Origin of the sequence: Pantoea phytostimulans (assembly GCF_046118715.1) — a bacterium.
GTDB lineage: Bacteria > Pseudomonadota > Gammaproteobacteria > Enterobacterales > Enterobacteriaceae > Pantoea > Pantoea phytostimulans.
Genome location: NZ_CP173698.1, coordinates 1533620 through 1557637, shown reverse-complemented (window position 1 = coordinate 1557637; position 24018 = coordinate 1533620). Strand labels below are relative to the sequence as shown.

24 protein-coding genes are annotated in these 24018 nt (G+C 56.2%); 22 read left to right on the top strand and 2 right to left on the bottom strand.

Annotated features, from left to right (window positions below; translation table 11 throughout):
* The first annotated feature begins 196 nt into the window (after positions 1 to 196).
* The 14 genes from phnF to phnE (ACF2G4_RS07330) all read left to right on the top strand — a co-directional run bounded on the left by phnF (position 197) and on the right by phnE (ACF2G4_RS07330) (position 11637).
* Complete coding sequence (gene phnF, locus ACF2G4_RS07395; protein ID WP_409075960.1) at positions 197 to 910, top strand: phosphonate metabolism transcriptional regulator PhnF; 714 nt, start codon at positions 197 to 199, stop codon at positions 908 to 910.
* On the top strand, positions 910 to 1359 hold the full coding sequence (gene phnG / locus ACF2G4_RS07390) for a phosphonate C-P lyase system protein PhnG (RefSeq protein WP_409075779.1): 450 nt from the start codon (positions 910 to 912) through the stop codon (positions 1357 to 1359). Before phnF ends, phnG begins: the two co-directional genes overlap by 1 nt.
* Complete coding sequence (gene phnH, locus ACF2G4_RS07385; protein WP_409075778.1) at positions 1356 to 1931, top strand: phosphonate C-P lyase system protein PhnH; 576 nt, start codon at positions 1356 to 1358, stop codon at positions 1929 to 1931. Before phnG ends, phnH begins: the two co-directional genes overlap by 4 nt.
* Complete coding sequence (locus ACF2G4_RS07380) at positions 1931 to 3007, top strand: carbon-phosphorus lyase complex subunit PhnI (protein ID WP_409075777.1); 1077 nt, start codon at positions 1931 to 1933, stop codon at positions 3005 to 3007. The genes phnH and ACF2G4_RS07380 overlap by 1 nt, the downstream gene beginning before the upstream one ends.
* A complete protein-coding gene (locus tag ACF2G4_RS07375; protein ID WP_409075776.1) occupies positions 3000 to 3848 on the top strand; it encodes an alpha-D-ribose 1-methylphosphonate 5-phosphate C-P-lyase PhnJ in 849 nt (282 codons plus the stop codon). The genes ACF2G4_RS07380 and ACF2G4_RS07375 overlap by 8 nt, the downstream gene beginning before the upstream one ends.
* Entirely contained in the window at positions 3838 to 4599 is a 762-nt protein-coding gene (phnK, locus tag ACF2G4_RS07370) for a phosphonate C-P lyase system protein PhnK (RefSeq protein WP_409075775.1), read from the top strand. The genes ACF2G4_RS07375 and phnK overlap by 11 nt, the downstream gene beginning before the upstream one ends.
* Before the next feature lie 10 nt (positions 4600 to 4609).
* On the top strand, positions 4610 to 5314 hold the full coding sequence (gene phnL, locus ACF2G4_RS07365) for a phosphonate C-P lyase system protein PhnL (protein ID WP_332627132.1): 705 nt from the start codon (positions 4610 to 4612) through the stop codon (positions 5312 to 5314).
* Complete coding sequence (gene phnM / locus ACF2G4_RS07360; protein WP_409075774.1) at positions 5311 to 6447, top strand: alpha-D-ribose 1-methylphosphonate 5-triphosphate diphosphatase; 1137 nt, start codon at positions 5311 to 5313, stop codon at positions 6445 to 6447. Before phnL ends, phnM begins: the two co-directional genes overlap by 4 nt.
* Positions 6448 to 6458: 11 nt before the next feature.
* Positions 6459 to 7010 carry a ribose 1,5-bisphosphokinase gene (phnN, locus tag ACF2G4_RS07355; protein ID WP_332627130.1) on the top strand — a complete coding sequence of 184 codons (552 nt, stop codon included), beginning with the start codon at positions 6459 to 6461 and terminating at the stop codon, positions 7008 to 7010.
* On the top strand, positions 7007 to 7777 hold the full coding sequence (gene phnP, locus ACF2G4_RS07350; RefSeq protein ID WP_409075773.1) for a phosphonate metabolism protein PhnP: 771 nt from the start codon (positions 7007 to 7009) through the stop codon (positions 7775 to 7777). The genes phnN and phnP overlap by 4 nt, the downstream gene beginning before the upstream one ends.
* 80 nt (positions 7778 to 7857) lie before the next feature.
* Positions 7858 to 8688: a phosphonate ABC transporter ATP-binding protein gene (phnC, locus tag ACF2G4_RS07345; protein WP_409075772.1), complete on the top strand. Its 831-nt coding sequence runs from the start codon at positions 7858 to 7860 to the stop codon at positions 8686 to 8688.
* A gap of 26 nt (positions 8689 to 8714) precedes the next feature.
* On the top strand, positions 8715 to 9644 hold the full coding sequence (gene phnD / locus ACF2G4_RS07340) for a phosphonate ABC transporter substrate-binding protein (protein WP_332627128.1): 930 nt from the start codon (positions 8715 to 8717) through the stop codon (positions 9642 to 9644).
* A 251-nt stretch (positions 9645 to 9895) separates the two neighbouring features.
* Positions 9896 to 10756, top strand: a complete 861-nt coding sequence (phnE, locus tag ACF2G4_RS07335; protein WP_409075771.1) for a phosphonate ABC transporter, permease protein PhnE — start codon at positions 9896 to 9898, stop codon at positions 10754 to 10756.
* On the top strand, positions 10753 to 11637 hold the full coding sequence (phnE, locus tag ACF2G4_RS07330) for a phosphonate ABC transporter, permease protein PhnE (RefSeq protein ID WP_409075770.1): 885 nt from the start codon (positions 10753 to 10755) through the stop codon (positions 11635 to 11637). The genes phnE (ACF2G4_RS07335) and phnE (ACF2G4_RS07330) overlap by 4 nt, the downstream gene beginning before the upstream one ends.
* On the opposite strand, the gene ACF2G4_RS07325 is transcribed toward phnE (ACF2G4_RS07330), so the two are convergent.
* Positions 11591 to 14188, bottom strand: a complete 2598-nt coding sequence (locus ACF2G4_RS07325) for an ATP-binding protein (protein ID WP_409075769.1) — start codon at positions 14186 to 14188, stop codon at positions 11591 to 11593. The two genes, phnE (ACF2G4_RS07330) and ACF2G4_RS07325, sit on opposite strands and share 47 nt — an antisense overlap.
* Positions 14189 to 14331: 143 nt before the next feature.
* On the opposite strand from ACF2G4_RS07325, the gene ACF2G4_RS07320 reads away from it, so the two are divergent.
* The 6 genes from ACF2G4_RS07320 to ACF2G4_RS07295 all read left to right on the top strand — a co-directional run bounded on the left by ACF2G4_RS07320 (position 14332) and on the right by ACF2G4_RS07295 (position 20831).
* On the top strand, positions 14332 to 15846 hold the full coding sequence (locus ACF2G4_RS07320; protein WP_409075768.1) for a sugar ABC transporter ATP-binding protein: 1515 nt from the start codon (positions 14332 to 14334) through the stop codon (positions 15844 to 15846).
* A 10-nt stretch (positions 15847 to 15856) separates the two neighbouring features.
* Complete coding sequence (locus ACF2G4_RS07315) at positions 15857 to 16840, top strand: ABC transporter permease subunit (protein WP_215846489.1); 984 nt, start codon at positions 15857 to 15859, stop codon at positions 16838 to 16840.
* A 396-nt stretch (positions 16841 to 17236) separates the two neighbouring features.
* The gene (locus ACF2G4_RS07310) at positions 17237 to 18175 is read left to right on the top strand and encodes an ABC transporter substrate-binding protein (protein WP_215846491.1); all 939 of its coding nucleotides are present in this window, start codon (positions 17237 to 17239) and stop codon (positions 18173 to 18175) included.
* Between the two features lie 46 nt (positions 18176 to 18221).
* Positions 18222 to 18905: a D-lyxose/D-mannose family sugar isomerase gene (locus ACF2G4_RS07305; protein WP_215846493.1), complete on the top strand. Its 684-nt coding sequence runs from the start codon at positions 18222 to 18224 to the stop codon at positions 18903 to 18905.
* An 11-nt stretch (positions 18906 to 18916) separates the two neighbouring features.
* Positions 18917 to 19777: a ketose 1,6-bisphosphate aldolase gene (locus ACF2G4_RS07300; RefSeq protein WP_215846494.1), complete on the top strand. Its 861-nt coding sequence runs from the start codon at positions 18917 to 18919 to the stop codon at positions 19775 to 19777.
* Between the two features lies 1 nt (position 19778).
* The gene (locus tag ACF2G4_RS07295; protein WP_215846496.1) at positions 19779 to 20831 is read left to right on the top strand and encodes a carbohydrate kinase family protein; all 1053 of its coding nucleotides are present in this window, start codon (positions 19779 to 19781) and stop codon (positions 20829 to 20831) included.
* On the opposite strand, the gene ACF2G4_RS07290 is transcribed toward ACF2G4_RS07295, so the two are convergent.
* Complete coding sequence (locus ACF2G4_RS07290) at positions 20768 to 21511, bottom strand: response regulator (protein ID WP_215846498.1); 744 nt, start codon at positions 21509 to 21511, stop codon at positions 20768 to 20770. The two genes, ACF2G4_RS07295 and ACF2G4_RS07290, sit on opposite strands and share 64 nt — an antisense overlap.
* 428 nt (positions 21512 to 21939) lie before the next feature.
* Here ACF2G4_RS07290 and ACF2G4_RS07285 point away from each other — a divergent pair, with 428 nt between their 5' ends.
* Together ACF2G4_RS07285 and ACF2G4_RS07280 are read left to right on the top strand one after the other, a co-directional pair.
* Entirely contained in the window at positions 21940 to 23238 is a 1299-nt protein-coding gene (locus tag ACF2G4_RS07285) for an NCS2 family permease (RefSeq protein ID WP_243077662.1), read from the top strand.
* A gap of 318 nt (positions 23239 to 23556) precedes the next feature.
* The gene (locus ACF2G4_RS07280; RefSeq protein ID WP_409075767.1) at positions 23557 to 23982 is read left to right on the top strand and encodes a hypothetical protein; all 426 of its coding nucleotides are present in this window, start codon (positions 23557 to 23559) and stop codon (positions 23980 to 23982) included.
* Positions 23983 to 24018 lie beyond the last annotated feature (36 nt).

Below are 24018 nucleotides of genomic sequence, written 5' to 3'. Positions count from 1 at the left end.
TCGCAAACTTAACAGTTAAGTGATTTTTATCAGAAGCGGGTCCGTTGACCTGTGATCATGCTGTCTTAAAGCAAATTCATCGTGGCGTCATTCATCAGTCACCGTTCTGTCATCTAAAAACTTCATGGTAATGCCATCACGCAGCGCCCTTTTCAGCTGCCTTTATTTCTCATTAACGCGTGAGGATTTGATCGTGATGGAGTTATCCAGACATCCGACCACTGTGTATCAGGCTGTTGCCGCCCAACTGGAACAGGCGCTGCAGCAACGTTACCGCTGTGGTGATTATCTGCCTTCTGAGCAGCAACTGGCCGATCACTACGCAGTGAATCGCCATACGCTGCGCCGTGCGGTGGATGAACTCGTGCACAAAGGGTTGCTGCAGCGTCGTCACGGCGTGGGCATTTTGGTGCTAATGCGACCCTATAACTATCCGCTGCATGCCCAGGCGCGCTTCAGTCAAAACCTGTTGGAGCAGGGTAGCCATCCCACCAGCGAGCGGCTGTTAGCGGTATTGCGTCCCGCCAGCAACGAGGTCGCCAGCGCGTTGGCTGTTGCCGAAGGCGATAACGTCATCCATCTGCGGACGCTGCGCCGGGTTAATGGCGTGCCGGTCTGCGTGATCAATCATTTCCTGCCCGATCTCAGTTGGTGGACGCTACTTCAGCGTTTCAACAGCGGATCGCTGCACGATTATCTCTCTCAACACACCGGTAAACATCTGGTCCGCACGCAGACGCGAATCAGCACCCGCCGCGCGCAGGCCAAAGAGTGCAAACAGCTGGAGATTGCACTGCAATCGCCTCTGCTGTGCGTGCGCACCCTGAATAAAACCATCGATGGCGCCATGGCGGAATACTCCGTCAGCGTAACGCGCGGCGACATGATTGAACTCACTCTGGAGCATTAATGGAACAGCAAACCGCCCGCCAGCACTGGCTTTCGGTGCTGGCACACAGCAGTGCAGCCAATCTCAAGGCGCACTGGCAGGCACTCAATCTTCATCCTGCTTTCACCCTGATCCGTCCGGCAGAAATTGGCCTGACGCGCCTGCAAGCGCGAATGGGTGCCAGCGGCAACCGCTTCGTGATGGGCGATGCTACCGTCACGCGCGCCGTGGTGCAGTTGGAAGATGGCACCTTGGGTTACAGCTATCTGTTGGGACGAGATAAAGCCCAGGCTGAGCGCTGCGCGCTGATCGATGCGTTGATGCAGCAGCCGGAATTTCGCGCGCTGTTACAGGAAAAAGTGATTACGCCGCTGGCGGCCTTACGTGATGAGCAGCGACAGCTGCGCGCACGCGAAATAGCCAGTAGCAAAGTGGACTTCTTTACGCTGGTACGCGGAGATAATGAATGACTTTACTGGCAAGTTTTAACCATCCGGTGGCTGATGCGCAGTGCGCCTTTCGCCGCATCCTCAAAGCGATGAGCGAGCCAGGCGTGATGGTGTCGCTGCCGCTGCAACAGGGTTGGGGTGCGTTATCGCCCGCTGCCACTGCGGTGTTACTGACATTGGTGGATCAGGAAAGTCCGCTGTGGATCGATGCGAAAATAGATAATGAACAGCTTCGCAGCAACCTGCGTTTTCATACCGGCGTACCGATTAGCGACAGCTGTGGTGCGTCGTTTGCCCTAAGCCACGCCACTTCGCAACCCAATCCCGCCGATTTTGCGGCAGGCGATAACCTGTCGCCGGAGAAAAGCACCACGCTGATCATTGAAGTGCCTTCACTGAATGGCGGACTGACGCTGCGCTTGTCGGGGCCGGGCCTACGTGAAACACGCGCCATTGCGCCTCAGTTGCCGGAGAGCGTGCTGGAATATCTGCGCACCCGACCACATCCGTTTCCACAGGGTGTTGATCTGATCTTCACCTGTGGCGAAGCGATGATGGCGCTGCCGCGCTCTACCGACGTGGAGGTCTGCTGATGTATGTTGCGGTGAAAGGGGGCGAAAAGGCGATTGCCAATGCCCATCAGTTACAGGCTGATTTGCGTCGCGGTAGCCGAGACGTCGCCGAGCTAGGCTGTGATCAGGTCGCCCAACAGTTGGGTTTAGCGGTGGATCGGGTGATGACCGAAGGCGGTATTTACGATCCTGAGCTGGCTGCGCTGGCGATTAAACAAGCCAGCGGCGACTTAGTCGAGGCGATTTTCCTGCTGCGCGCCTATCGCACCACCTTGCCACGTCTGGCGGAAAGCACGCCGCTGGCAACCCGGCACATGCGCATCGAGCGGCGGATTTCAGCGGTCTACAAAGATTTGCCTGGTGGCCAGGTTTTAGGCCCCACTTACGATTACAGCCATCGACTGCTCGACTTCACATTGTTGGCAAACGGTGAAACACCCGCCGCACCGCGAGACGATCAGGCGCTGCCGCAGCGTTGCCCGCACATGTTTAGCATGATGAGTGAAGAAGGGTTAGCGGCCAGTGAAAAGGATGATGGCAGCGAACCCACCGATATTACTCGCGAGCCGATCGGTTTTCCCGCTTCGCGTGCCGCCCGTTTGCAACAACTGGTGCGCGGCGACGAAGGTTTTCTGCTGGCGTTGGGCTACTCCACGCAGCGCGGTTACGGTCGCACCCATCCCTTCGCCGGCGAAATTCGCACCGGCTATCTCAGCGTCAGCATCTGCCCGGAAGAGCTCGGTTTTGAGCTGGAGATCGGCGAACTGCTGTTGACCGAATGCGAAATGGTCAATGGTTTCACCCATAACGGCGAACAGGCACCGCAGTTTACCCGCGGCTACGGCCTGGTATTTGGTCGCGCCGAACGCAAAGCGATGGCGATGGCGTTAGTGGATCGCGCGTTGCAAACCCGCGAACACGGCGAGCGTATCACCAGCCCGGCGCAAGACGAAGAGTTTGTGCTGTCGCACGCCGACAACGTTGAAGCGGCGGGCTTCGTTTCCCACTTAAAACTGCCGCACTACGTCGATTTCCAGGCGGAGCTGGAACTGCTGAAGCAGCTGCGTCAGGATCATCAGGAGCGTAACCATGGCTGAGTTAAGCGGCTACAACAACGGCTATCTGGATGAGCAAACCAAGCGTACCCTTCGCCGCGCCATTCTAAAAGCGGTGGCGATCCCCGGTTATCAGGTGCCGTTTGCCGGACGTGAAATGCCAATGCCTTATGGCTGGGGCACGGGGGGTATTCAGGTCACCGCCAGCATCATTGGCGATCAGGATGTGTTGAAGGTGATTGACCAGGGCGCAGATGACACCACCAATGCGGTGTCGATACGCCGCTTTTTCCAACGCGTCAGCGGTGCGGCAGTGACAGAGCGCACGGTGGATGCAACGCTGATTCAGACGCGCCACCGTATCCCGGAAACGCCGCTGGAGGAGGATCAGATCCTGATCTATCAGGTGCCGATCCCGGAGCCGCTGCGCTTTATCGAACCGCGTGAGACTGAAACCCGCACCCTGCACGCTTTGGAAGAGTACGGCATCATGCAGGTGAAACTCTATGAAGACATCGCGCGTTACGGCCATATCGCCACCACGTATGCCTATCCGGTGAAAGTGAATAATCGCTACGTCATGGATCCTTCGCCCATTCCTAAATTCGACAACCCGAAAATGAACATGATGTCGGCGCTGCAACTGTTTGGTGCCGGACGCGAAAAACGCATCTATGCGTTGCCGCCCTACACCAAAGTAGAAAGCCTGGATTTTGACGATCATCCCTTTAGCGTGCAGCAGTGGGAAGCGCCTTGCGCGCTGTGCGGCTCGCGTCACAGCTACCTTGATGAAGTGGTCATGGATGATCAGGGCACACGCATGTTTGTGTGCTCGGACACCGATTTTTGCCATCAGCAGCAGGAACAACATCATGCACAGTGAACAGCCGCTGCTTGCGGTGAATAATCTCACCCACCTTTACGCGCCGGGCAAAGGTTTTGAAGCGGTGAGTTTTGACCTCTATCCCGGCGAAGTGCTGGGCATTGTCGGGGAATCGGGTTCGGGCAAAACTACGTTGTTGCGCAGCCTATCAGCACGCTTAACGCCGCAGCAGGGCACGATTTTATACGGTGAACATAACCTGTACCAAATGAGCGAAAGCGACCGCCGCCGCTTGCTGCGTACCGAATGGGGCGTGGTGCATCAGCATCCGCTGGACGGGTTACGTGCGCAAGTCACCGCAGGCGGCAATATCGGTGAACGATTAATGGCGGTGGGGCATCGTCATTATGGTGAGATCCGCGCTGAAGCCAGCCACTGGTTGCAGGAAGTCGAGATTGCAGCGAACCGCATTGATGATTTACCCACTACCTTCTCCGGCGGTATGCAGCAGCGTTTGCAGATTGCCCGCAACCTGGTGACGCAGCCGAAACTGGTGTTTATGGATGAGCCTACCGGTGGGCTGGATGTGTCGGTGCAGGCGCGCTTGCTGGATATGCTGCGCACGCTGGTGCGTGAACTCAATCTGGCGGTGATCATTGTCACCCACGATCTCGGCGTGGCGCGGTTGCTGGCGCATCGCCTGCTGGTGATGAAACAAGGCCGGGTGGTAGAAAGCGGCTTGACCGATCGGGTGTTGGACGATCCACATCATCCTTATACCCAACTGCTGGTCTCCTCGGTGCTTAATTAAGGTGATGAACATGACCACACAACTTCGCGTCGAGCAGCTGTGCAAAACGTTTGTGCTGCATAACCAAAACAGCGTGGCGCTGCCGGTGTTACAGGACGCCAGCCTTGAAGTGAATCAGGGGGAATGCGTGGTGCTGCATGGCCATTCGGGCAGCGGAAAATCCACGCTGTTGCGCGCGCTATATGGCAATTATCAGGCCAACAGCGGTCATATCTGGCTGCAACACAGGGGCGAATGGATGGATATGGCGCAGGCCCCGGCGCGCCAGATTATTGCGATTCGCCGCGATACGATCGGCTGGGTAAGCCAGTTTTTGCGGGTGATCCCGCGTGTGCCAACGCTGGAAATTGTCATGCAGCCACTGCTAGAACGGGGCGTTGAGCGCGCCTTTTGCGAGCAGCGCGCCAAAGAACTGCTGACGCGCCTCAACGTGCCAGAACGTCTGTGGGCGCTGCCACCCTCAACCTTTTCTGGCGGCGAACAGCAGCGCGTCAATATTGCCCGCGGCTTTATCGCTGATTATCCGGTGCTGCTGCTGGATGAACCCACCGCGTCACTCGACAGCGCCAACAGCGCGGCGGTGGTGAGTTTGATTGAACAGGCACGCACACGCGGTGCGGCGATTGTCGGTATCTTTCACGATCAGGCGGTGCGCGAGCGGGTGGCGGATCGCCTGCACGTTATGCAGCCGGTTAGCTCGGGAGCGGAAGCATGATCATCAATAACGTCAAACTGGTACTGGAAAAAGAGGTGATCGCCGGATCGCTGGAGATGCGTGATGGCTTTATCGCCAGCTTTAGCGAAACCCGCAGCCAACAGCCGGGCGCGCTGGATGGCGAAGGCGCGTTTCTGCTGCCCGGTTTAGTTGAGCTGCATACTGACAATCTCGATAAATTTTTTACCCCGCGCCCGAAAGTTGACTGGCCAGCGCATTCCGCGATGAGCAGCCACGACGCGCTGATGATCGCCAGCGGCATCACCACAGTACTGGACGCGATTGGCGTCGGCGACGTCCGTGATGGCGGCCATCGGCTGGATAATCTCAGCAAAATGATTGATGCCATCCGCGACAGCAACCGTAAAGGGGTAAATCGCGCGGATCACTTGCTGCATCTGCGCTGTGAATTACCGCATGCCAGCACGCTGCCGCTGTTTGAAGCCTTGATGAGCACGCCGGAGCTGGCGCTGGTGTCGCTGATGGATCATTCGCCCGGCCAGCGGCAATACGTTTCGCTGGAAAAGTATCGGCAATATTTCCAAGGGAAATATCATCTCAACGATCAGCAGATGGATGAATTTGAGCGCGAGCAGTTAACGCTGGCGGAAGCCTGGTCACAGCCCAACCGTCTGGCGATTGCTGCACGGTGCCGTGAGCAACAGATTACGCTCGCCAGCCATGATGATGCCACCGTGGCGCATGTTGAAGAGTCGTTTGCCGTTGGCAGCACCATCGCTGAATTTCCGACTCAGCTGGAAGCGGCGCGCGCTTCACGCCATCGCGGCATGCAGGTGCTGATGGGTGCGCCGAACATTGTGCGCGGCGGCTCGCACTCCGGCAACGTCGCCGCCTGGGAGCTGGCTTCACAGGGTATGCTGGATATTCTCTCGTCAGATTACTATCCCGCCAGCCTGCTGGACGCCGCGTTTCTTCTGGCGGCTGACGATCGCAATGGCCTGAACTTGCCGCAGGCGATTGCGCTGGTGACGTGTAATCCCGCCCGGGCGATCGGACTGGATGATCGTGGCGTGATTGCTGAAGGTCGCCGCGCCGATTTAGTGCTGGCGCACACCGAACATGGTCATCCGCATATCCGCCACGTCTGGGCCAAAGGGCGGCAGGTTTATTGATGGCCGCGCCAATGTCATCACCGCAGAAGGCAAGGCTGATTTGGCTAATTGGGCCGTCGGGATCGGGCAAGGATAGCCTGCTGAATGCTTTGCGAGAAGCGCCGCCAGCAGGGTTGATGATTGCCCATCGCTACATCACTCGCGCCGCCGATGCTGGCGGTGAAAACCACGTTGCCCTCACCGAACAGGAGTTTACCCGCCGCGCCGCGCTGGGCTTTTTCGCGATTCGCTGGCAGGCGCATGGCTTTCATTACGGCATCGGCAGCGAGATTGATCTTTGGCTGGCGCGCGGTCAAAACGTACTGGTGAACGGCTCGCGGCTGCATTTGGCGCAGGTCATGCAACGTTACGGTGAACAACTGATGCCGCTCTGTCTTGAAGTCTCGCCGCCCGTGCTGGCAGCACGCTTACGCCAGCGCGGCCGGGAGAGTGAAGCGGAAATTGTGCGGCGACTGGATCGCGCCACACAGCCGCAACCGGATGGATGCTTACTGCTCAATAACGATGGCGCGCTGAGCCAGACGGTGCAGCAGCTGCGTCAATTACTCGAGGCATACCGATGAAACTGACCTTTCTCGGCACTGGCGGTGTGACTGCCGCACCGCTGTTTGGCTGCGACTGCCAGGCCTGTCACCGCGCCAGGCGCGATGAAAAACGCAAACGCGCACCCTGCAGTGCGCTGATTGAAGCGGGCAGCGAACGTATTTTGCTGGATGGCGGTTTACCGCTGTTGCATGAACGTTTCCAGCCCGGAGAACTGACGCGCATTCTGCTGACGCACTATCACATGGATCATGTGCAGGGTTTATTTGCGCTGCGCTGGGGTGTCGGCACGCCGATTCCGGTGTGGGGCCCGCCCGATGAGAAGGGCAGTGATGACCTGTTTAAACACCCCGGCCTGCTGGATTTCCGCCCCTCACTTACGCCGTTCGTGCCGCATCAGTTTGGCAATCTATTCGTCACGCCACTGCCGTTGCAGCATTCACGGCTCACACACGGCTATCTGTTTGACTGGCACGGCATGCGGCTGGCGTGGCTGTGCGATACCTGCGGCCTGCCGCCGGAAACGCGTGATTACCTCATTGGGCAACCGCTGGATCAGCTGGTGCTGGACTGCAACGATCCGCCGCGCAGTGACGCGCGCAATCACAACGATGTCCAACTTGCGCTGGCGATTATTGATGAGCTTCAGCCACGTCAAGCGTGGCTCACGCACCTCAGTCATGAAATGGATAACTGGTTAGCCAACCATTCGTTACCTGAACATGTTCAACCGGCACGCGACGGTTTGACACTCTTTTTGGGTGCCGATCAGCCTGTCACAGTTTGATCACTTAACTGTCATTCAGCATTCATCCCGTATCGCCTTAATAAGCGCAGACCTTACAGACCGCAATTACGGAGAAGATCATGGCACAGGCGCTTCTGAAAACGGTGGTGGACAACGATCTGCCACTGGCCAGCCAGACCGGGCAAAAAGTGTTATCGGTGCAGGGGTTATGCAAAGCCTACGGTGAAAACCGGGTGCTGGATAACGTCAGTTTTGATCTCCATGCGGGCGAACTGGTCGCCGTGGTGGGGCGTTCAGGCGCAGGAAAATCGACGCTGCTGCACATGTTGAACGGCACCATTGAGGCCACTGACGGCGCGATTGTCAGCCTGCGCCACGGCCAGGCCGATCGCGATGTGGTGACGCTCAACAGCCGCCAGATGCGCGAATGGCGCAGCGAATGCGGCATGATTTTTCAGGATTTCTGTTTGGTGCCGCGTCTTGACGTGCTGACCAACGTGCTGCTGGGCCGCCTGAGCCAGACCGCCACCCTGAAATCGTTCTTTAAAGTCTTTTCTGACGCTGACCGCGCACACGCCATCGAACTTTTACAGTGGATGAACATGCTGCCGCAGGCGCTGCAACGCGCCGAGAATTTGTCGGGTGGTCAGATGCAGCGCGTGGCGATTTGTCGAGCGTTGATGCAGAACCCAAAAATCCTGCTGGCCGATGAGCCGGTGGCTTCTCTGGATCCGAAAAACACCAAGCGCATCATGGATGTGTTGCGTCAGGTCAGCGAGCAGGGCATCAGCGTGATGGTCAACCTGCACTCCATCGAACTGGTGAAAAGTTATTGCACCCGTGTGATTGGCATTAAGCGCGGCGTGGTGCTTTTCGACGGACATCCTTCCCAACTCACCGACGGCCTGCTGCACCAGCTGTACGGTGATGAAATTAATCAGCTCCACTAACTTCCATGGCAAGAGAAAAACTTCGAATGAAACTGACTTCATTAGCTTTAGTGACTGGCGCTTTGATGACCTTTGGCGTTAACGCAGCGGATGCACCGAAACAGCTGAATCTGGGCATTTTAGGCGGTCAAAACGCCACCCAGCAGATTGGCGATAATCAGTGTGTAAAAAGCTTTTTTGATAAAGAGCTGAACGTGGATACGCAGATGCGTAACGCGTCAGACTATTCGGGCGTGATTCAGGGGCTGCTGGGCGGCAAGATTGATATGGTACTGAGCATGTCGCCCGCGTCGTTTGCCTCAGTTTATCTGCAAGATCCAAAAGCGGTAGATATCGTGGGCATTGTGGTGGATGACAAAGATCAGTCCCGCGGTTATCACTCGGTGGTGGTGGTAAAAGCCGACAGCCCGTACAAAAAGCTGGAAGATTTGAAAGGCAAAGCTTTTGGGATGGCGGATCCCGATTCGACGTCGGGCTTCCTGATGCCGAACCAGGCATTTAAGAAAGAGTTTGGCGGCAGCGTCGATGACAAATACAACAATTTCTTCTCCAGCGTCACCTTTTCGGGTGGCCACGAGCAGGACATTCTCGGCGTGTTAAACGATCAATTTGCCGGTGCAGTGACCTGGACGTCGCTGGTGGGCGATCGCAGCACCGGTTATACCTCGGGTGCCTTTACCCGAATGATGCGTATGGATCAGCCCGATTTAATGAACAAAATCCGCATTATCTGGCAGTCGCCGCTGATTCCTAACGGCCCGGTGCTGGTCAGCAATAAGCTGCCAGCAGAGTTCAAAGCCAAAGTAGTGGCGGCGATCAAAAAGCTGGATAAAGAAGATCACGCCTGTTTCGTGAAAGCGGTGGGCGGAGAGCAGCATATTGGTGAAGCAACGCTAGCGGATTATCAGAATGTGATTGATATGAAGCGTGACCTGATGAAGGGCAGCCGCGGGTAATTTAGCGCCTTAGCGCGCTGAATCGGTGCGCGCTGTCCCCCATCCCGACCTTCCCCCGCGAAGCGGGGGAAGGAGACGCTGCCCCATGCAGCTTCAATACTCGCATGTGGCAGCATCTTCCTCCCCCATGTATGGGGGAGGACAGAGGTGGGGGACAAACGACCTCGCACTTATGGGAGCGAGGTGGGGGTAAGTGACCTCGCACTTATGGGGACCGCACGCACAGACTTCAACTTATGCGAGAAAAGCTTTTGACTGACTTCGAACGTTATTACCAACGCATCCGCAGCCAACAGAAACGCGACTCGCTGCTCTGGTCTTTGTTGCTGGTGGCGCTCTATCTGGCTGCGGGCAACGTGGCGGAATTCAATCTGATTAACGTCTGGCAATCGCTGCCTAACTTTTTTGATTACATCCGCGAAATCGTTCCGGTGCTGCATCTGCCGCTGCTGTTCGCCGATGGAAAAACGGAAGGCTCGCTGGCGTATTGGGGTTATCGCCTGCATATCCAGTTGCCGCTGATTTGGGAAACGCTGCAACTGGCGCTGGCTTCCACAATAATTGCCGTCTGCGTTGCCACGGTGCTGGCCTTTTTTGCCGCCGACAACACGCAAATGCCCTTAAGCGTACGGTTTGCTATCCGTTCTGGGGTAGCCTTTTTGCGCACCATGCCAGAACTGGCGTGGGCGGTGATGTTTGTCATGGCCTTTGGCATCGGCGCTATTCCGGGCTTTATGGCGCTGGCGCTGCACGCCATCGGCAGCCTGACCAAGCTGTTTTACGAAGCGATAGAATCCGCTTCCGATAAACCGGTGCGCGGCCTCGCAGCCTGTGGTGCCAGCAAGTTGCAACGCATACGCTTCGCCTTCTGGCCGCAGGTCAAACCGGTATTCCTCTCCTACAGCTTTATGCGTTTAGAGGTCAACTTCCGCTCCTCAACCATTCTCGGTTTAGTGGGCGCAGGCGGCATCGGACAAGAGCTGATGACCAATATCAAACTTGACCGTTTCGATCAGGTCAGCATCACATTACTGCTGATTATCGCCGTGGTTTCGCTGTTGGATACCGTTTCTGGTCGCCTGCGTCGCCGCGTAGTGGAGGGTAAATCATGATTGCGCTTGCACCCGATGTCGCGAAACTCAAGCAGCAACACAGCGCGTTGTTTGCCGTGCAAAACCGTTATCTGCGCCGCATTGGCCTGATTGCCCTCGCGGTGCTGCTTTATTACCTGTTCTTTTTTTCTGTCTTCGGCATTGAGTGGAGCCGGTTGGAAAACGGCGTTCAACAGTTAGGCCGCTATTTTTTGCGCATGTTTGTCTGGCAGGATTTCGCCAACTGGCCGTTTGGTTATTATCTGTCCCAGATAGGGATCACGCTGGCGATTGTGTTTGCTGGCACGATTACCGCCTCGATCATCGCCTTGCCGCTGTCGTTTCTGGCGGCACGCAACGTGATGCACACGCGCATCAGCTGGCCGATTGCGCTGCTGGTTCGTCGCATGTTTGACCTGCTGCGCGGCGTAGATATGGCGATATGGGGGCTGATCTTTGTGCGTGCGGTAGGCATGGGGCCGCTGGCGGGTGTGTTGGCGATTGTGATGCAAGATGTGGGGCTGCTCGGCAAACTTTACTCCGAAGGGCATGAAGCGGTAGAGCGCTCGCCAAGTCGTGGCTTGGGCGCATTGGGCGCAAACAGTTTGCAAAAACATCGCTTCGGCATCTTTACCCAATCCTTTCCCAGTTTCCTGGCGCTGAGTCTCTATCAGATAGAATCCAATACCCGATCGGCGGCGGTGTTGGGTTTTGTTGGCGCGGGCGGCGTGGGGCTGGTTTACGCTGAAAACATGCGCTTGTGGAATTGGGACGTAGTGATGTTTATTACCCTGATTTTGGTGGTGATTGTGATGGCGATGGATGCGATCTCCAGCCGCCTGCGCAAACGCTACATCATTGGGAAAACGGTGCCGCTGTGGCAGCCTGCTGCGCGCGACTAAGCCGCTCGCTGCGCTGCCATGCGCGCTGTAACGCCTGCACTAATTGCGCCTCCTGCCAGGGTTTCGCCAACCGTTCGCACAGCGGTAGCGTCACGGGCTGGTGGCGCAGATCCTGACCGCTGATTAACAGCGTCGCCAACTGCGGCCAGTTCTGCTGCGCCTGGCGAATCACCTCCGCCCCGTTGATTTCACCCGGTAGCATCAAATCACTGATCAGCAGATCGATATCCGGCGTCTGGCGCAGCAGATTCAACGCGCTTTCGCCATCGCCGCACTCCAGCGTCAAATAGCCCAGCTGATGCAGATGTTCGCATAAGGTTTGCCGCACCGCCGGTTCATCATCTACGACTAACACCAGCCGATCGCCCGCCGCGTCGGGTTGCGGTGGCGCGACAACGGCGGCGGTGGCGGCGGTTTCAGGTGCGCGTGGCAACAGCAGGCGAACAGTTGTGCCTTGCCCCGGCGCAGTTTCCAGTTCAATTTGCCCGCCCGATTGACGAACAAAACCGTACACCATCGACAAACCCAATCCGCTGCCACTGCCGGTGGCTTTGGTGGTGAAGAACGGCTCAAACACCTGTTCGCGCACCTCCGATGACATACCGCTGCCGTGATCAATCACCTCAATTGTCACCCTGTCGCGCTTCTCACCCTGTTCCAGACGCCGCTGATTCCAGATACGCAGACGAATCTCACCGCTTTGCTGCGCCATCGCATCGCGCGCGTTGACCACCAAATTCATCAACGCATTCTCTAACTGACTGGCGTCGATCCACGCGGGCCAGCCAGGACGCTGGGCATCAATCACCAGCTGTTGTCCGGGCAACAGCGAATGCTGCAACAGGCCTTGCAGGTTATCCACCAGCGTTACCACCGACACCGCATTGGGATGCAGCGCCTGTTTGCGAGAAAAAGCCAACAGGCGCTGGGTCAGCAGCGCAGCCCGATCGGCGGCCTGACGTGCACGATCAATGCGGCTGGCAAGGGACCCCGGCGGCAGTTGGCCTTGGGTTAACGCCAGGCTGCCGATGATCACCGCCAGCAGATTATTAAAATCATGGGCAATGCCACCGGTCAGCTGACCGACCGCTTTCATTTTTTGACTGTGCACCAGCGCTTCTTCCAACGCTTTACGCGCGCTGCGCTCCAGCACGGTATTCACCATGCCGCGCCGTGGTACCGGGCTGAAACGCAACTCCAGCGTGCGGCCGTCAGCCAGCCGGATCTCCTGCGGCTCACCCAATCCGTGCAGATGAATATCCAGCCGCTGTAACAGCAGTTGGTAATGCAGCCCGCGATGCAGATCACGCGGCGCAATGCCCAACAGCTCGGCGTATTGCGCATTCCACACCACTAATCGCCCACTGTTATCAAACAGCGCAAAGCCATCGCGCATCGCCAAAAAGGTCGACTCAAGCTGATTACTTTTCTCTTTTAACAGGCGTGAAGTGTGGGCTAGCGACGCGGTGTTACGCGCAAATACGTTAAAGGCGCGGGCCAAATCGCCCAGCTCATCGCGACGTTGCAGCCCGGGCACGCTGACATTCTGTTCGCCTTGCGCTAATCGCGTCATCGCCCCGGCAATCGCCGTCAGGCTGGAACCTAAATTGCGATAAATGTAATAACCGGCGTAACAGGTAATCGCCAGCGCCAGCAGCACAAACAACGCGATAAACCCGATGATTGAATCAAGCTCCTGATGGGTGGCCAAAGTGCGCGTTTCGCTCTGCTGCGCCACTTGCTGCACATAGGCGGTGATGTCTTCATTGAGCATCGCCACCAGCGCTTTGATGCGATAAGTCGCGTAGGCAATGGCTAAATCACTCTGCTCCAGATCCGTCGCCAGCGGCACCAGTTGCTGCTGGGCCGTTAATAAGCGTTGCACGTGATCTGCCAAAACGCCGCGAGCAGGCGCGCTGCGCCACGCCATCATCACTTCACCTAATTGATCGATGGCGGCGACCGGTGAAGGCGTGCGAATCGCCACGGTAAGCAGCTGCTCAGTCTGTTGACGCAGCGCGGCATTCGGGGCAAGCGCCGCATTTTTTAAGGCGAGCTGATTAATATGACTGAGCAGCAGTTGGGATTGCCACAGGCCGCTGAGCATCAGGTTACGTTGCAGATGGCGCTGATGCCCGGTGCGCAATAGCTGAGTAATGGTTTGCTCAAGCATTAGGCTGCGCGCACGGATACGCGCCACCCGCTCTGGCTGGCGTGACGCCATCGGGGCATTCGCCAGTAAGGAGAGCGACTGTTGCAGCGCCTGCTGATTTTGCTGCAGGCGCAACGATTCACTTTGGTATTCCAGCGCGCCCACCACCTGTGACAACCGTACCGCCGCGGTGGCGACATTGGCGGTATCACGCGCCAGCGCCAGGCTGCCGTTCATGTCCGCCAGCGTTTGCGCCTGCGCCTGCTCCTGAATCGCCCCGGCATGGCGAAACCCGAGAATCGCGACCGCGCTCACCATGAGCGTGACGCAGACCACCAGCAAGTTAAACAGCAGCAGGCGGCCTCGGGCCCCGGCCTGCCACGGATAATCGCGCTGCATACATCGTCTCCCTTACCGCGCTAATGGGGCGAGTATAAGAGCGGGGCCGCGGGCAAATATGACAAATATGAATGGGTGCTGACATTTTCCATTTATCTGGCGTTGCTTTACTGCTGGCATTCATAGTCAGCAGGAGCGGGCAGATGACAGCCACACCACTACTGGAAATGCGGAAAATCACCCGCCGCTTCGGCAATTTCTACGCCTTGAAAGGTGTCGATCTCACGGTTTATCCTGGTGAAGTTCACGCGCTGATGGGGGAGAACGGAGCCGGAAAAAGCACCTTGATGAAAATCCTGGCAGGAGCCTATAGCGCCAGCAGCGGGGAAATTTTAATTGACGGCAAAGCCTACACGCTTAAAGGGCCCAAAGAGGCGTTAGCGGCAGGCATCACCCTGATTTATCAGGAAATCAATCTGGCACCGAATCTCACGGTGGCGGAAAACATCTTTCTTGGCAGTGAAATCACCCGAGGCGGCATGGTGAAGCGGCGCCAAATGGCCGATGAGGCGCAGCAGGTGATTGATCGACTGGGCGCGCAGTTCAGCGCCAACGACCTGGTTAACCGCCTCAGTATTGCTGAACAACAGCAGGTGGAAATCGCCCGTGCGCTGCATCGCAACAGCCGCATTTTGGTAATGGATGAGCCTACCGCTGCACTCTCTAACCGCGAGACCGAGCAGCTGTTTGCGCTGATCAAGCGCCTGCGCGGTGAAGGCATGGCGATCATCTATATCAGTCATCGCATGGCGGAAGTTTATGAGCTGTCGGATCGCGTCAGCGTGCTGCGCGATGGCGAATATGTTGGCAGCCTGACGCGGGAGAATCTCAACGCCAGTGAGCTGGTGCGCATGATGGTCGGCAGGCCGCTCAGCGATCTGTTCAATAAAGACCGCAACATTGCGATGGGTGATATTCGCCTGGCAGTGAATCATCTTGGCGATGGAGGCAAAGTGCATCCCAGCAGCCTGGCCGTGCGCGCGGGCGAAATCGTGGGGTTAGCCGGGCTGGTCGGTGCCGGACGCAGTGAGCTGGCGCAGCTGATCTTTGGCGTGCATAAGCCGAAAGAGGGCGAAATCTGGGTAGATGGTCAAAAAGTCACGATTCATTCGCCCCGTGATGCGATTGCGCGCGGCATCGGTTTTCTTACCGAGAACCGCAAGGAACAAGGTCTGTTTCTGGAGATGGCGGCGATGGAGAACATTGTGATGGCCACGCTAGAACGCGATGCCAATTATGGCCTGCTTGATCGTCGCAAAGGGCAAAAAATCGCTAACGATGCCATTGCCAACCTCAACATTCGTGTGCCGCATGCGCAAGTGCGGGCCGGCGGTTTGTCTGGCGGTAATCAGCAGAAGCTGTTGATTTCGCGCTGGGTATCAATTGGCCCACGTATCTTGATTCTCGACGAACCGACGCGCGGCGTTGACGTCGGAGCCAAAAGTGAAATTTATCGCATGATGCAGGAGATGGCGCGCCAGGGCGTAGCGATATTAATGATCTCCAGCGAGCTGCCGGAGGTGGTGGGTATGAGCGACCGCGTTTACGTGATGCGCGAAGGCAGCATCGCTGGTGAGCTGGAAGGCGATAACATCAGTCAGGAAAACATTATGACGCTGGCAACCGGTGCGCACAGCGCATCCCCGCTTGAAGTGTGAGGAGAAAACCATGACAGCACCAACCGCACGCGCCAAAGCGCCGACACTGAAACGCGCCCTGATGGGCGATTTGCTGCAAACCATCGGTATCTTGCCGATCTTGATCCTGATCGTCGCGATTTTTGGTTTTGTGGCACCCAACTTTTTTACTGAAGCAAACCTGCTGAACATTACGCGTCAGGCCTCCATCAATATCGTGCTGGCGGCGGGAATGACCTTTGTGATTCTGACCGGCGGGATTGATCTGTCAGTGGGATCGATGCTCGGCACCACTGCGGTGGTGGCGCTGGTGGCGTCGTTGGATCCGATGCTGGCCTCGTTGACGATTCCCATGGCGCTCGGCGCCGGGCTGATAATGGGGCTATTCAACGGCATTTTAGTGGCATGGGCCGGACTACCTCCGTTTATTGTCACGCTCGGTACTTACACCGCATTGCGTGGTGCCGCCTATTTGCTGGCGGATGGTACCACGGTCATCAACTCCGATATTAATTTTGAATGGATAGGTAACGGTTATCTCGGCCCGGTGCCGTGGCTGATTGTGATCGCTTTTGCGGTGATTGCGCTGTGTTGGTTTATTTTGCGCCGCACCACGCTGGGCGTTCACATCTACGCGGTTGGCGGCAACATGCAAGCCGCGCGGTTAACCGGGATTAAAGTCGGCGTGGTATTGGCGTTTGTTTATGGCATGAGCGGCTTGCTATCAGGTTTGGGCGGATTGATGAGCGCGTCACGGCTGTATAGCGCCAACGGCAACTTAGGCGTGGGCTATGAGCTGGATGCGATTGCAGCGGTGATCCTCGGCGGCACCAGTTTTGTCGGCGGTATTGGCACCATCACCGGCACGCTGATTGGCGCGCTGATTATCGCGACGCTGAACAACGGCATGACGCTGATGGGGGTTTCCTATTTCTGGCAGTTGGTGATCAAGGGCGCGGTGATCATTATCGCGGTGTTGATCGATAAATATCGTACACGTCATCACGTGAGTTGAACGATGGGTGAGGAGCGCGCTGTCCCTGGTGAGGTGCGCGCTGTCCCCCATCCCAGCCTTCCCCCGCGAAGCGGGGGAAGGAGACGCTGCCACATGCAGGTACAGAGTGGGCATTTTGCAGCATCTTCCTCCCCCATGCATGGGGGAGGACCGAGGTGGGGGACAAACGACCTCGCACTTATGGGGACCGAGTTGGCAAACGACTCCCGATAAAAATTTTTACCCTACGCCATTCAGCGGTTGGCAATCATAACTACCCAAAATATTTCAGGTTGCAGCAAGGCGGCAAACGAATCCATCTCGATGAGCTGACGGATGTCAGTGATTCACTTGGATAAGTGAAGCCAACACATCTGTAGCATGGAATATGACGGGCAAAACAGCAGGAGAAGCACAATGCGTTTTAATCCGATCGTAACCGGGCTGCTGGCGGCGACGCTGTTCAGTGCTGGCGTGGCTCAGGCGAAAGAACTGAAATCTATCGGCGTGACGGTGGGCGATCTCGCTAACCCGTTCTTCGTACAGATCACCAAAGGCGCGGAGATGAAAGCGCGTGAACTGGCGGGTGACAAAGTCAACGTCACGCTGGTCTCCAGCGGCTACGATCTGGGGCAGCAGGTTGGCCAGATCGATAACTTTATCGCCGCGAAAGTGGACATGATTATCCTCAACGCCGCCGATTCCAAAGGCATTGCACCGGCGGTAAAACGTGCGCGTGATGCTGGCATTGTGGTGGTTGCCGTCGACGTTGCCGCTGATGGTGCCAATGCCACTATTACGTCCGATAACACCCAAGCCGGAGAAATGGCCTGTAAATATATTTCCCAGCGCCTGAAAGAGACCGGCAGCGTGGTGATCATCAACGGCCCACCGGTCTCTGCAGTGCAAAACCGCGTGGAAGGCTGCATGACCGAATTTAAACGTCATCCCAACATCAAGCTGCTTTCCTATAACCAAAACGCCAAAGGCAGCCGTGAAGGCGGCTTGGAAGTGATGACCGGTTTGCTCTCGGCTAATCCAAAAATTGATGCAGTTTTTGCCATTAACGATCCCACCGCGATCGGTGCCGATCTGGCGGCGAAACAGGCCCAGCGCAGCGAATTCTTTATTGTTGGTGTCGATGGATCACCGGATGGCGAAGAGGCACTGAAGCGTAAAAATTCCCTGTTTGTCGCAACGCCCGCGCAGGATCCACAAGTGATGGCGGCGAAAGCGGTGGAAATTGGTTACGACATTCTGCAAGGCAAACCGGCGCCGGATAAACCGGTGTTGATTCCGGTCAGCATGATCGATCGCAACAACATCGGCGGCTACAAAGGCTGGACGGTGAAATAACCCGCATGCGGCATGTCATGATGCCGCCTGTTTCGGAGGTTCGACCATGCAACGTTCCGAAGTCAACACCATCTTGCAACTGACGCGTGAGTTCTTTATGCGTCAGGACGTTCATTTGCCGCCATGGGCAGATTACGGCCTCAGCCAGTGGCGTGCGCTTGATCGCGCTTCAGCATCAGAATTGCTGGCGCTGCATCTCGGCTGGGATGTGACCAGCTTTGGCGAAGATGATTTCCAGCAAACCGGCCTGACGCTGTTCACCCTGCGCAACGGATCGCCGGGCGGCAAACCCTGGCACAAACCCTACGCCGAAAAGATCATGCACGTGCGTGAAGCTCAGGTGACGCCGATGCATTATCACCCGCAAAAGATGGAAGACATTATCAATCGTGGTGGCGGCAATCTTATCGTCACGCTGCACAACCGCGACGGTGATGGCCTGGCGAACACACCCGTCAACGTCACGCTGGATGGCCTCAGCCAAACGCATGCCGCCGGTTCACAGCTGCGTTTATCGCCAGGCGAAAGCGTTACGCTGGTGCCGGGCATCTGGCACAGCTTCTGGGGCGAAGAGGGATTAGGTGATGTGCTGGTAGGCGAAGTTTCCATGCCCAATGACGACGACCATGACAACGTGTTTCTTACGCCGCTGGCACGCTTCAATCCGATTGATGAGGATGAACAACCGCGCTGGCTGCTCTGTAACGAATATGACCGCTGGCTAACCTGAAGGAGTAAAGCATGGCATTGATCTCTTTAGCGCAGGGCCTGGCCCACGCGCAGCAACACGGTTATGCGTTGGGTGCATTTAATGTTATCGACACCCATTTTCTGCGTGCGCTGTTCAAGGCAGCTGAGCAGCAGCGTTCGCCGTTTATCATCAATATCGCGGAGGTGCATTTCAAATACATCACCCTTGATCATCTGGTGGAAGCGGTGCGTTTTGAAGCGGCGAAACATGCTATTCCGGTGGTGCTGAATCTCGATCACGGCCTGCATTTTGAGGCGGTGATGCAGGCGATTCGCCTGGGCTTTACCTCGGTAATGTTTGATGGTTCAACGCTGAGCTATGAAGAGAACCTGCGTCAGACGCGAGAAGTGGTAAAGATTGCGCATGCGGTAGGCGTGTCGGTGGAAGCGGAGTTGGGTGCAGTAGGCGGCGATGAAGGCGGCGCACTGTTTGGCGAAGCGGACAGCGCAAAATTTACCGACCCGAACCTCGCGGCCGAGTTTGTGCGAGAAACCGGTATCGACACTTTAGCGGTGGCGATTGGCAATGCGCATGGCAAATACAAAGGCGAGCCGAAACTCGACTTTGAGCGGCTGGCAGCGATACGTCAGCAGGCGGGCGTGCCGCTGGTGTTACACGGTGGATCAGGGATCAGCGACGCCGATTTCCGTCGCGCTATTGAACTGGGCATTCATAAAATCAACTTTTATACCGGCATGTCGCAGGCGGCGCTGGGCGCGATCGATCAGTGCATGTCCTCGCGTAACACGCGCTACGACGAGTTTGCTGAAATGCTAATGGCAGTGGAAACGGCAATCAGCGAGATTGTCATGCAACAGATGCAGATTTTCGGCAGCAGCGGGAAGGCGTGAGATGGCGGGGCGCAGCGGCATCCTGGCCGCCGGTATCATGCTGGTGGACTATGTTCACCGCATTAATCTCTGGCCTCAACAAGGCTGGTTGGCCGAAGTCAGCCACAGTGAAAAAGCGGCAGGCGGTGCGCCGCTTAATGTTCTGGTGACACTGTCACGTATGCAGTGCCAATTGCCGCTGGCGGCGATTGGCTTGCTGGGCGAAGATGCCGACGGCGATTACCTGATGCAGGTGATGGATGAGGCGCAGATTGATCGGCGTGCGGTACAGCGTTCGCAAACGCTAGCGACGTCTACCAGCCAGGTAATGACCGCGCCCGATGGTCAGCGCACCTTTTTCTACGCGCCAGGCGCCAATCGCCAGCTGGATATTCCTCATTTTGACGCGCTAAACGATCGCTATCGCATATTTCATTTGGGGTATTTGCTGCTGCTGGAAAGCCTCGACCACGCTGATGAAACGTTTGGTACACGCAGTGCACGATTACTGGCAATGATGCAGCAGCGTGGTTATTACACCTCTTTAGATTTGGTCTCTCGCGCTGGCGATAATCGTCCGCTGATTCTGCCGTCGCTGCGCTGGCTGGATTATTTGATCATTAATGAACTGGAAGCGGAGGCGCTAACGGGTATTACGTTACGAGGCAGTGAAGGCATCCAGCCGCCTGACGCATTCGCCGCTGCCGCCCAGTGGCTGATGGAGCAAGGCGTGCGGCAACGGGTGATTATTCATGCGCCTGAAGGGGCGTGGGGACGCGAGGTCAACGGCGCGGGTGTTTGGCAATCTTCATGGCAGCTTAGCGCGGAAGAGATTGTGGGAAGCGTGGGCGCAGGCGATGCCTTTTGCGCAGGCGTGTTGTACGCCACGCATCAAGGCTTTGATATGTTGACGACGCTGCGACTGGCGCACACCTGTGCCTGTTTTAATCTGCACGCCGCCAATGCCATTGACGGCATTCGTCCACTTGATGAGATGCAGCGCTGGATGGATCAGGCGATCTGCGTGGAGAGCCGCGCCGTTTCTGGTTTCACCACATCCGCAGAAAAAACGTAACCCAGACCGCGAATAGTACGAATTAAATTAGGTTGGTGTGGATTAGTTTCGATTTTTCGGCGCAAACGCATGATCAGCACATCAATGGTGCGATCGAACACATCAAGGCTTTCGCTGTGGGTTAACTCCAACAGCTGATCGCGTGTCAGCACTTTGCGGGCATGTTTCACCAGCGCCCGCAGCAGCGTGTATTCGCCCTGCGTAAGCGGTACCGATTCTCGCTGAGGATTAAGTAACTGACAGCGCGCTTCATCTAACTGCCAGCCATTAAAGCGCCAGCCATCATAATCTGAATCCTGACAAACCAGGCGAGTACCGCGCCGCAGCGCAGCTTTGGCACGCGCCACGACCACGCGCGGATTGAACGGCTTGGCAATGTAGTCGTCGGCACCCATCTCCAGACCAATCACCATTTCCGCTTCCGATCCCATGCCGGTCAACATGATGACCAAAACATCGGGACGCTGTCGCTGGAGCTGCTGTAGCACCAACAAGCCGTTGGTATCGGGCAGCATCATATCCAGCATCACCAGTGAGATCTCAGGGTGTTGCGCCAGCATGGTCAGCGCCTCTTTGCCCTGATGGCAGCTATAAACATTGAACACATGTTCACTCAGCACGTCCTGCAACACTTCGCAGACGGCACGATCGTCATCCACCACCAATATCGCTGGCTTCATTGCGCGGCCTCAATGTTACGAAAGGGGTAAGTCAGGAGTGTACACAGCCGTAAAAACAGCGCTGATTCAGCAAGCTGAAACGTGACCGATATCGCCTGCCAAAGCGCTGAATCGTGCGTCAGCTCAGAAATTTCTTGTGGAAAAAGCGGCGTGCAGGAAAACGATTGCGCAGCATTGGTGCGTTGCACCATAATCGCGCCTTGTTTTGGTTCAGAATAATCTTAAGAGTTGTTGCGCAACGCTTTTTTACGCTGCGCAACTTATGGCATAGCAATTGCTATGTCCTGATGTGATGTTCTGAAGCAAGGACAAAAGTTCGAGACGGAAGAGCGTGCAACCGTCAGTGCCTTTTACATAAAACAACGCGCATGCAAACCACATTGGCAAGGGAGCACCCATGAAAATGGCGTCTCCGCTAACGAGAGATGATGATGTTAGATAAATTATTCAAGCTCAAAGCTCACAACACAACAGTCCGCACTGAGATCATCGCCGGGATAACGACTTTCCTCGCGATGGCTTACATCTTGTTTGTTAACCCCAGTATTCTCAGCGCAACCGGCATGGATAAAGGTTCGGTGTTCGTGGCGACCTGCCTGGCGGCGGCGATCGGTTCGCTGCTGATGGGCCTGATTGCCAATTACCCGATTGCGCTGGCACCAGGCATGGGACTGAACGCTTTCTTTACCTACACCGTGGTGTTGCACATGGGTTACACCTGGCAAATAGCGTTGGGCGCTGTGTTCTTGTCGGCGGTGATTTTCTTCGCATTATCACTGTTCAAAATCCGCGAATGGATCATCGCCAGTATTCCGCTGCCACTGCGTGCGGGCATCGCGGCTGGGATTGGCTTGTTTCTGGCGATCATTGCGCTGGAAGGCGCCGGTATTGTGGTGGATAACCCCGCCACGCTGGTGGGCATTGGCGATCTAACCAAACCGGGGCCGCTGCTGGCAGTGTTGGGCTTTATCATCATCGTAGTGTTGGAAGCACGCCGCGTGACCGGTGCGGTGCTAATTGGCATTTTGGTGGTGACATTTATCTCAATGGGCATCGGTTTGTCGCCGTTTGCCGGGGTGTTTTCTGCGCCGCCATCCATCGCACCCACCTTTTTGCAGCTGGACATTGCCGGTGCGTTTAACGTCGGCCTGATCAGCGTGATCTTCGCTTTCCTGTTCGTTGACGTGTTTGATAACACCGGCACGCTGCTGGGCGTGACTAAACGTGCAGGCTTAGCCGATGAGAAGGGCAACGTACCGAAAATGGGCCGTGCGCTGATTGCCGACAGCGCAGCTGCGCTGTTTGGTTCGCTGCTGGGCACGTCAACCACCACCAGTTACGTAGAATCAGCGGCGGGCGTCAGCGCCGGGGGCCGTACCGGCTTAACCGCGATTGTGGTGGCGATTCTGTTTTTACTCAGCCTGTTCTTCTCACCGCTGGCCTCCAGCGTACCGGTATTTGCCACCGCGCCTGCGCTGCTGTTTGTGGCGGTATTGATGGCTTCGGGCCTGGCTGAGATTGACTGGAAAGACATCACTACCGCTGCACCGGTAACGGTAACGGCGTTAACCATGCCGTTAACCTACTCGATTGCTAACGGTATCGCTTTTGGTTTTATTACCTGGACCGTGGTGAAACTGTTGAGTGGCCGTACCAAAGAGGTCAATGTCGCACTGATCGTTCTGTCGATCCTGTTTGTGATTAAACTGGGGTGGCTGAGCGCCTGATAACCCCTCTCCGCCGCTGTTTATTTCGCAGCGGCGGGTTCGCCCCTTCACTGCCATTTCGCCTTCTCTTACTGGCTGATTGATCATTTTTGCGCAGCCGCTTCCAGAGCATAATAAATCCCCTGTTTCTTCTGCGATTAAGCGATAGTTTTGTCGTGTCTGAGGTTTTTGACCGAATCCTAAATTGCTGCGGTTTTACCGAAACGTGGAATGATTAAACTGCGGCAATCTGTTTCACTCTCTGTGCGACAGATTCCGGCGTGAACGAATACGACGCGGGAGACACATTCAGACGTGTCGGCGTTGCAGGGGAAAATAATGGATTATTTTTATGGAAGGTTTGAGCAGTGGGAACCGTTTACGTTTAATGGCGCTCGCTGCCGTGGAGGCAATAACATGGAAAAACTGGAAAAACGCATTGAGCGAGTCGAGCAGGATTTGCATCAGGTCAAAATTGATATAGCGGTGTTGACCGAGCGGTCGCAAACATTTGCGACAAAGGCTGATCTTGAAGTGATTCGAAGTGAGCATGGTGCATTCAAAAAAGAAGTGATTCAAAGATTCGACAACATAGACAAAAGATTCGACGCTATAGACAAGAAGTTCGACACCATAGATAAGAAGTTCGACGCCATAGACAAGAAATTCGATGCCCTTAATAACCGAATTATCTGGACAATGATGGTTCCTTTAACGCTGTTTGTGGTGGGGTGGTTCATTAAAACCGCGGTGCTTCACGTTTAGTTCTCGGCTGTCGATATGGCTAATCATCAATGCGGG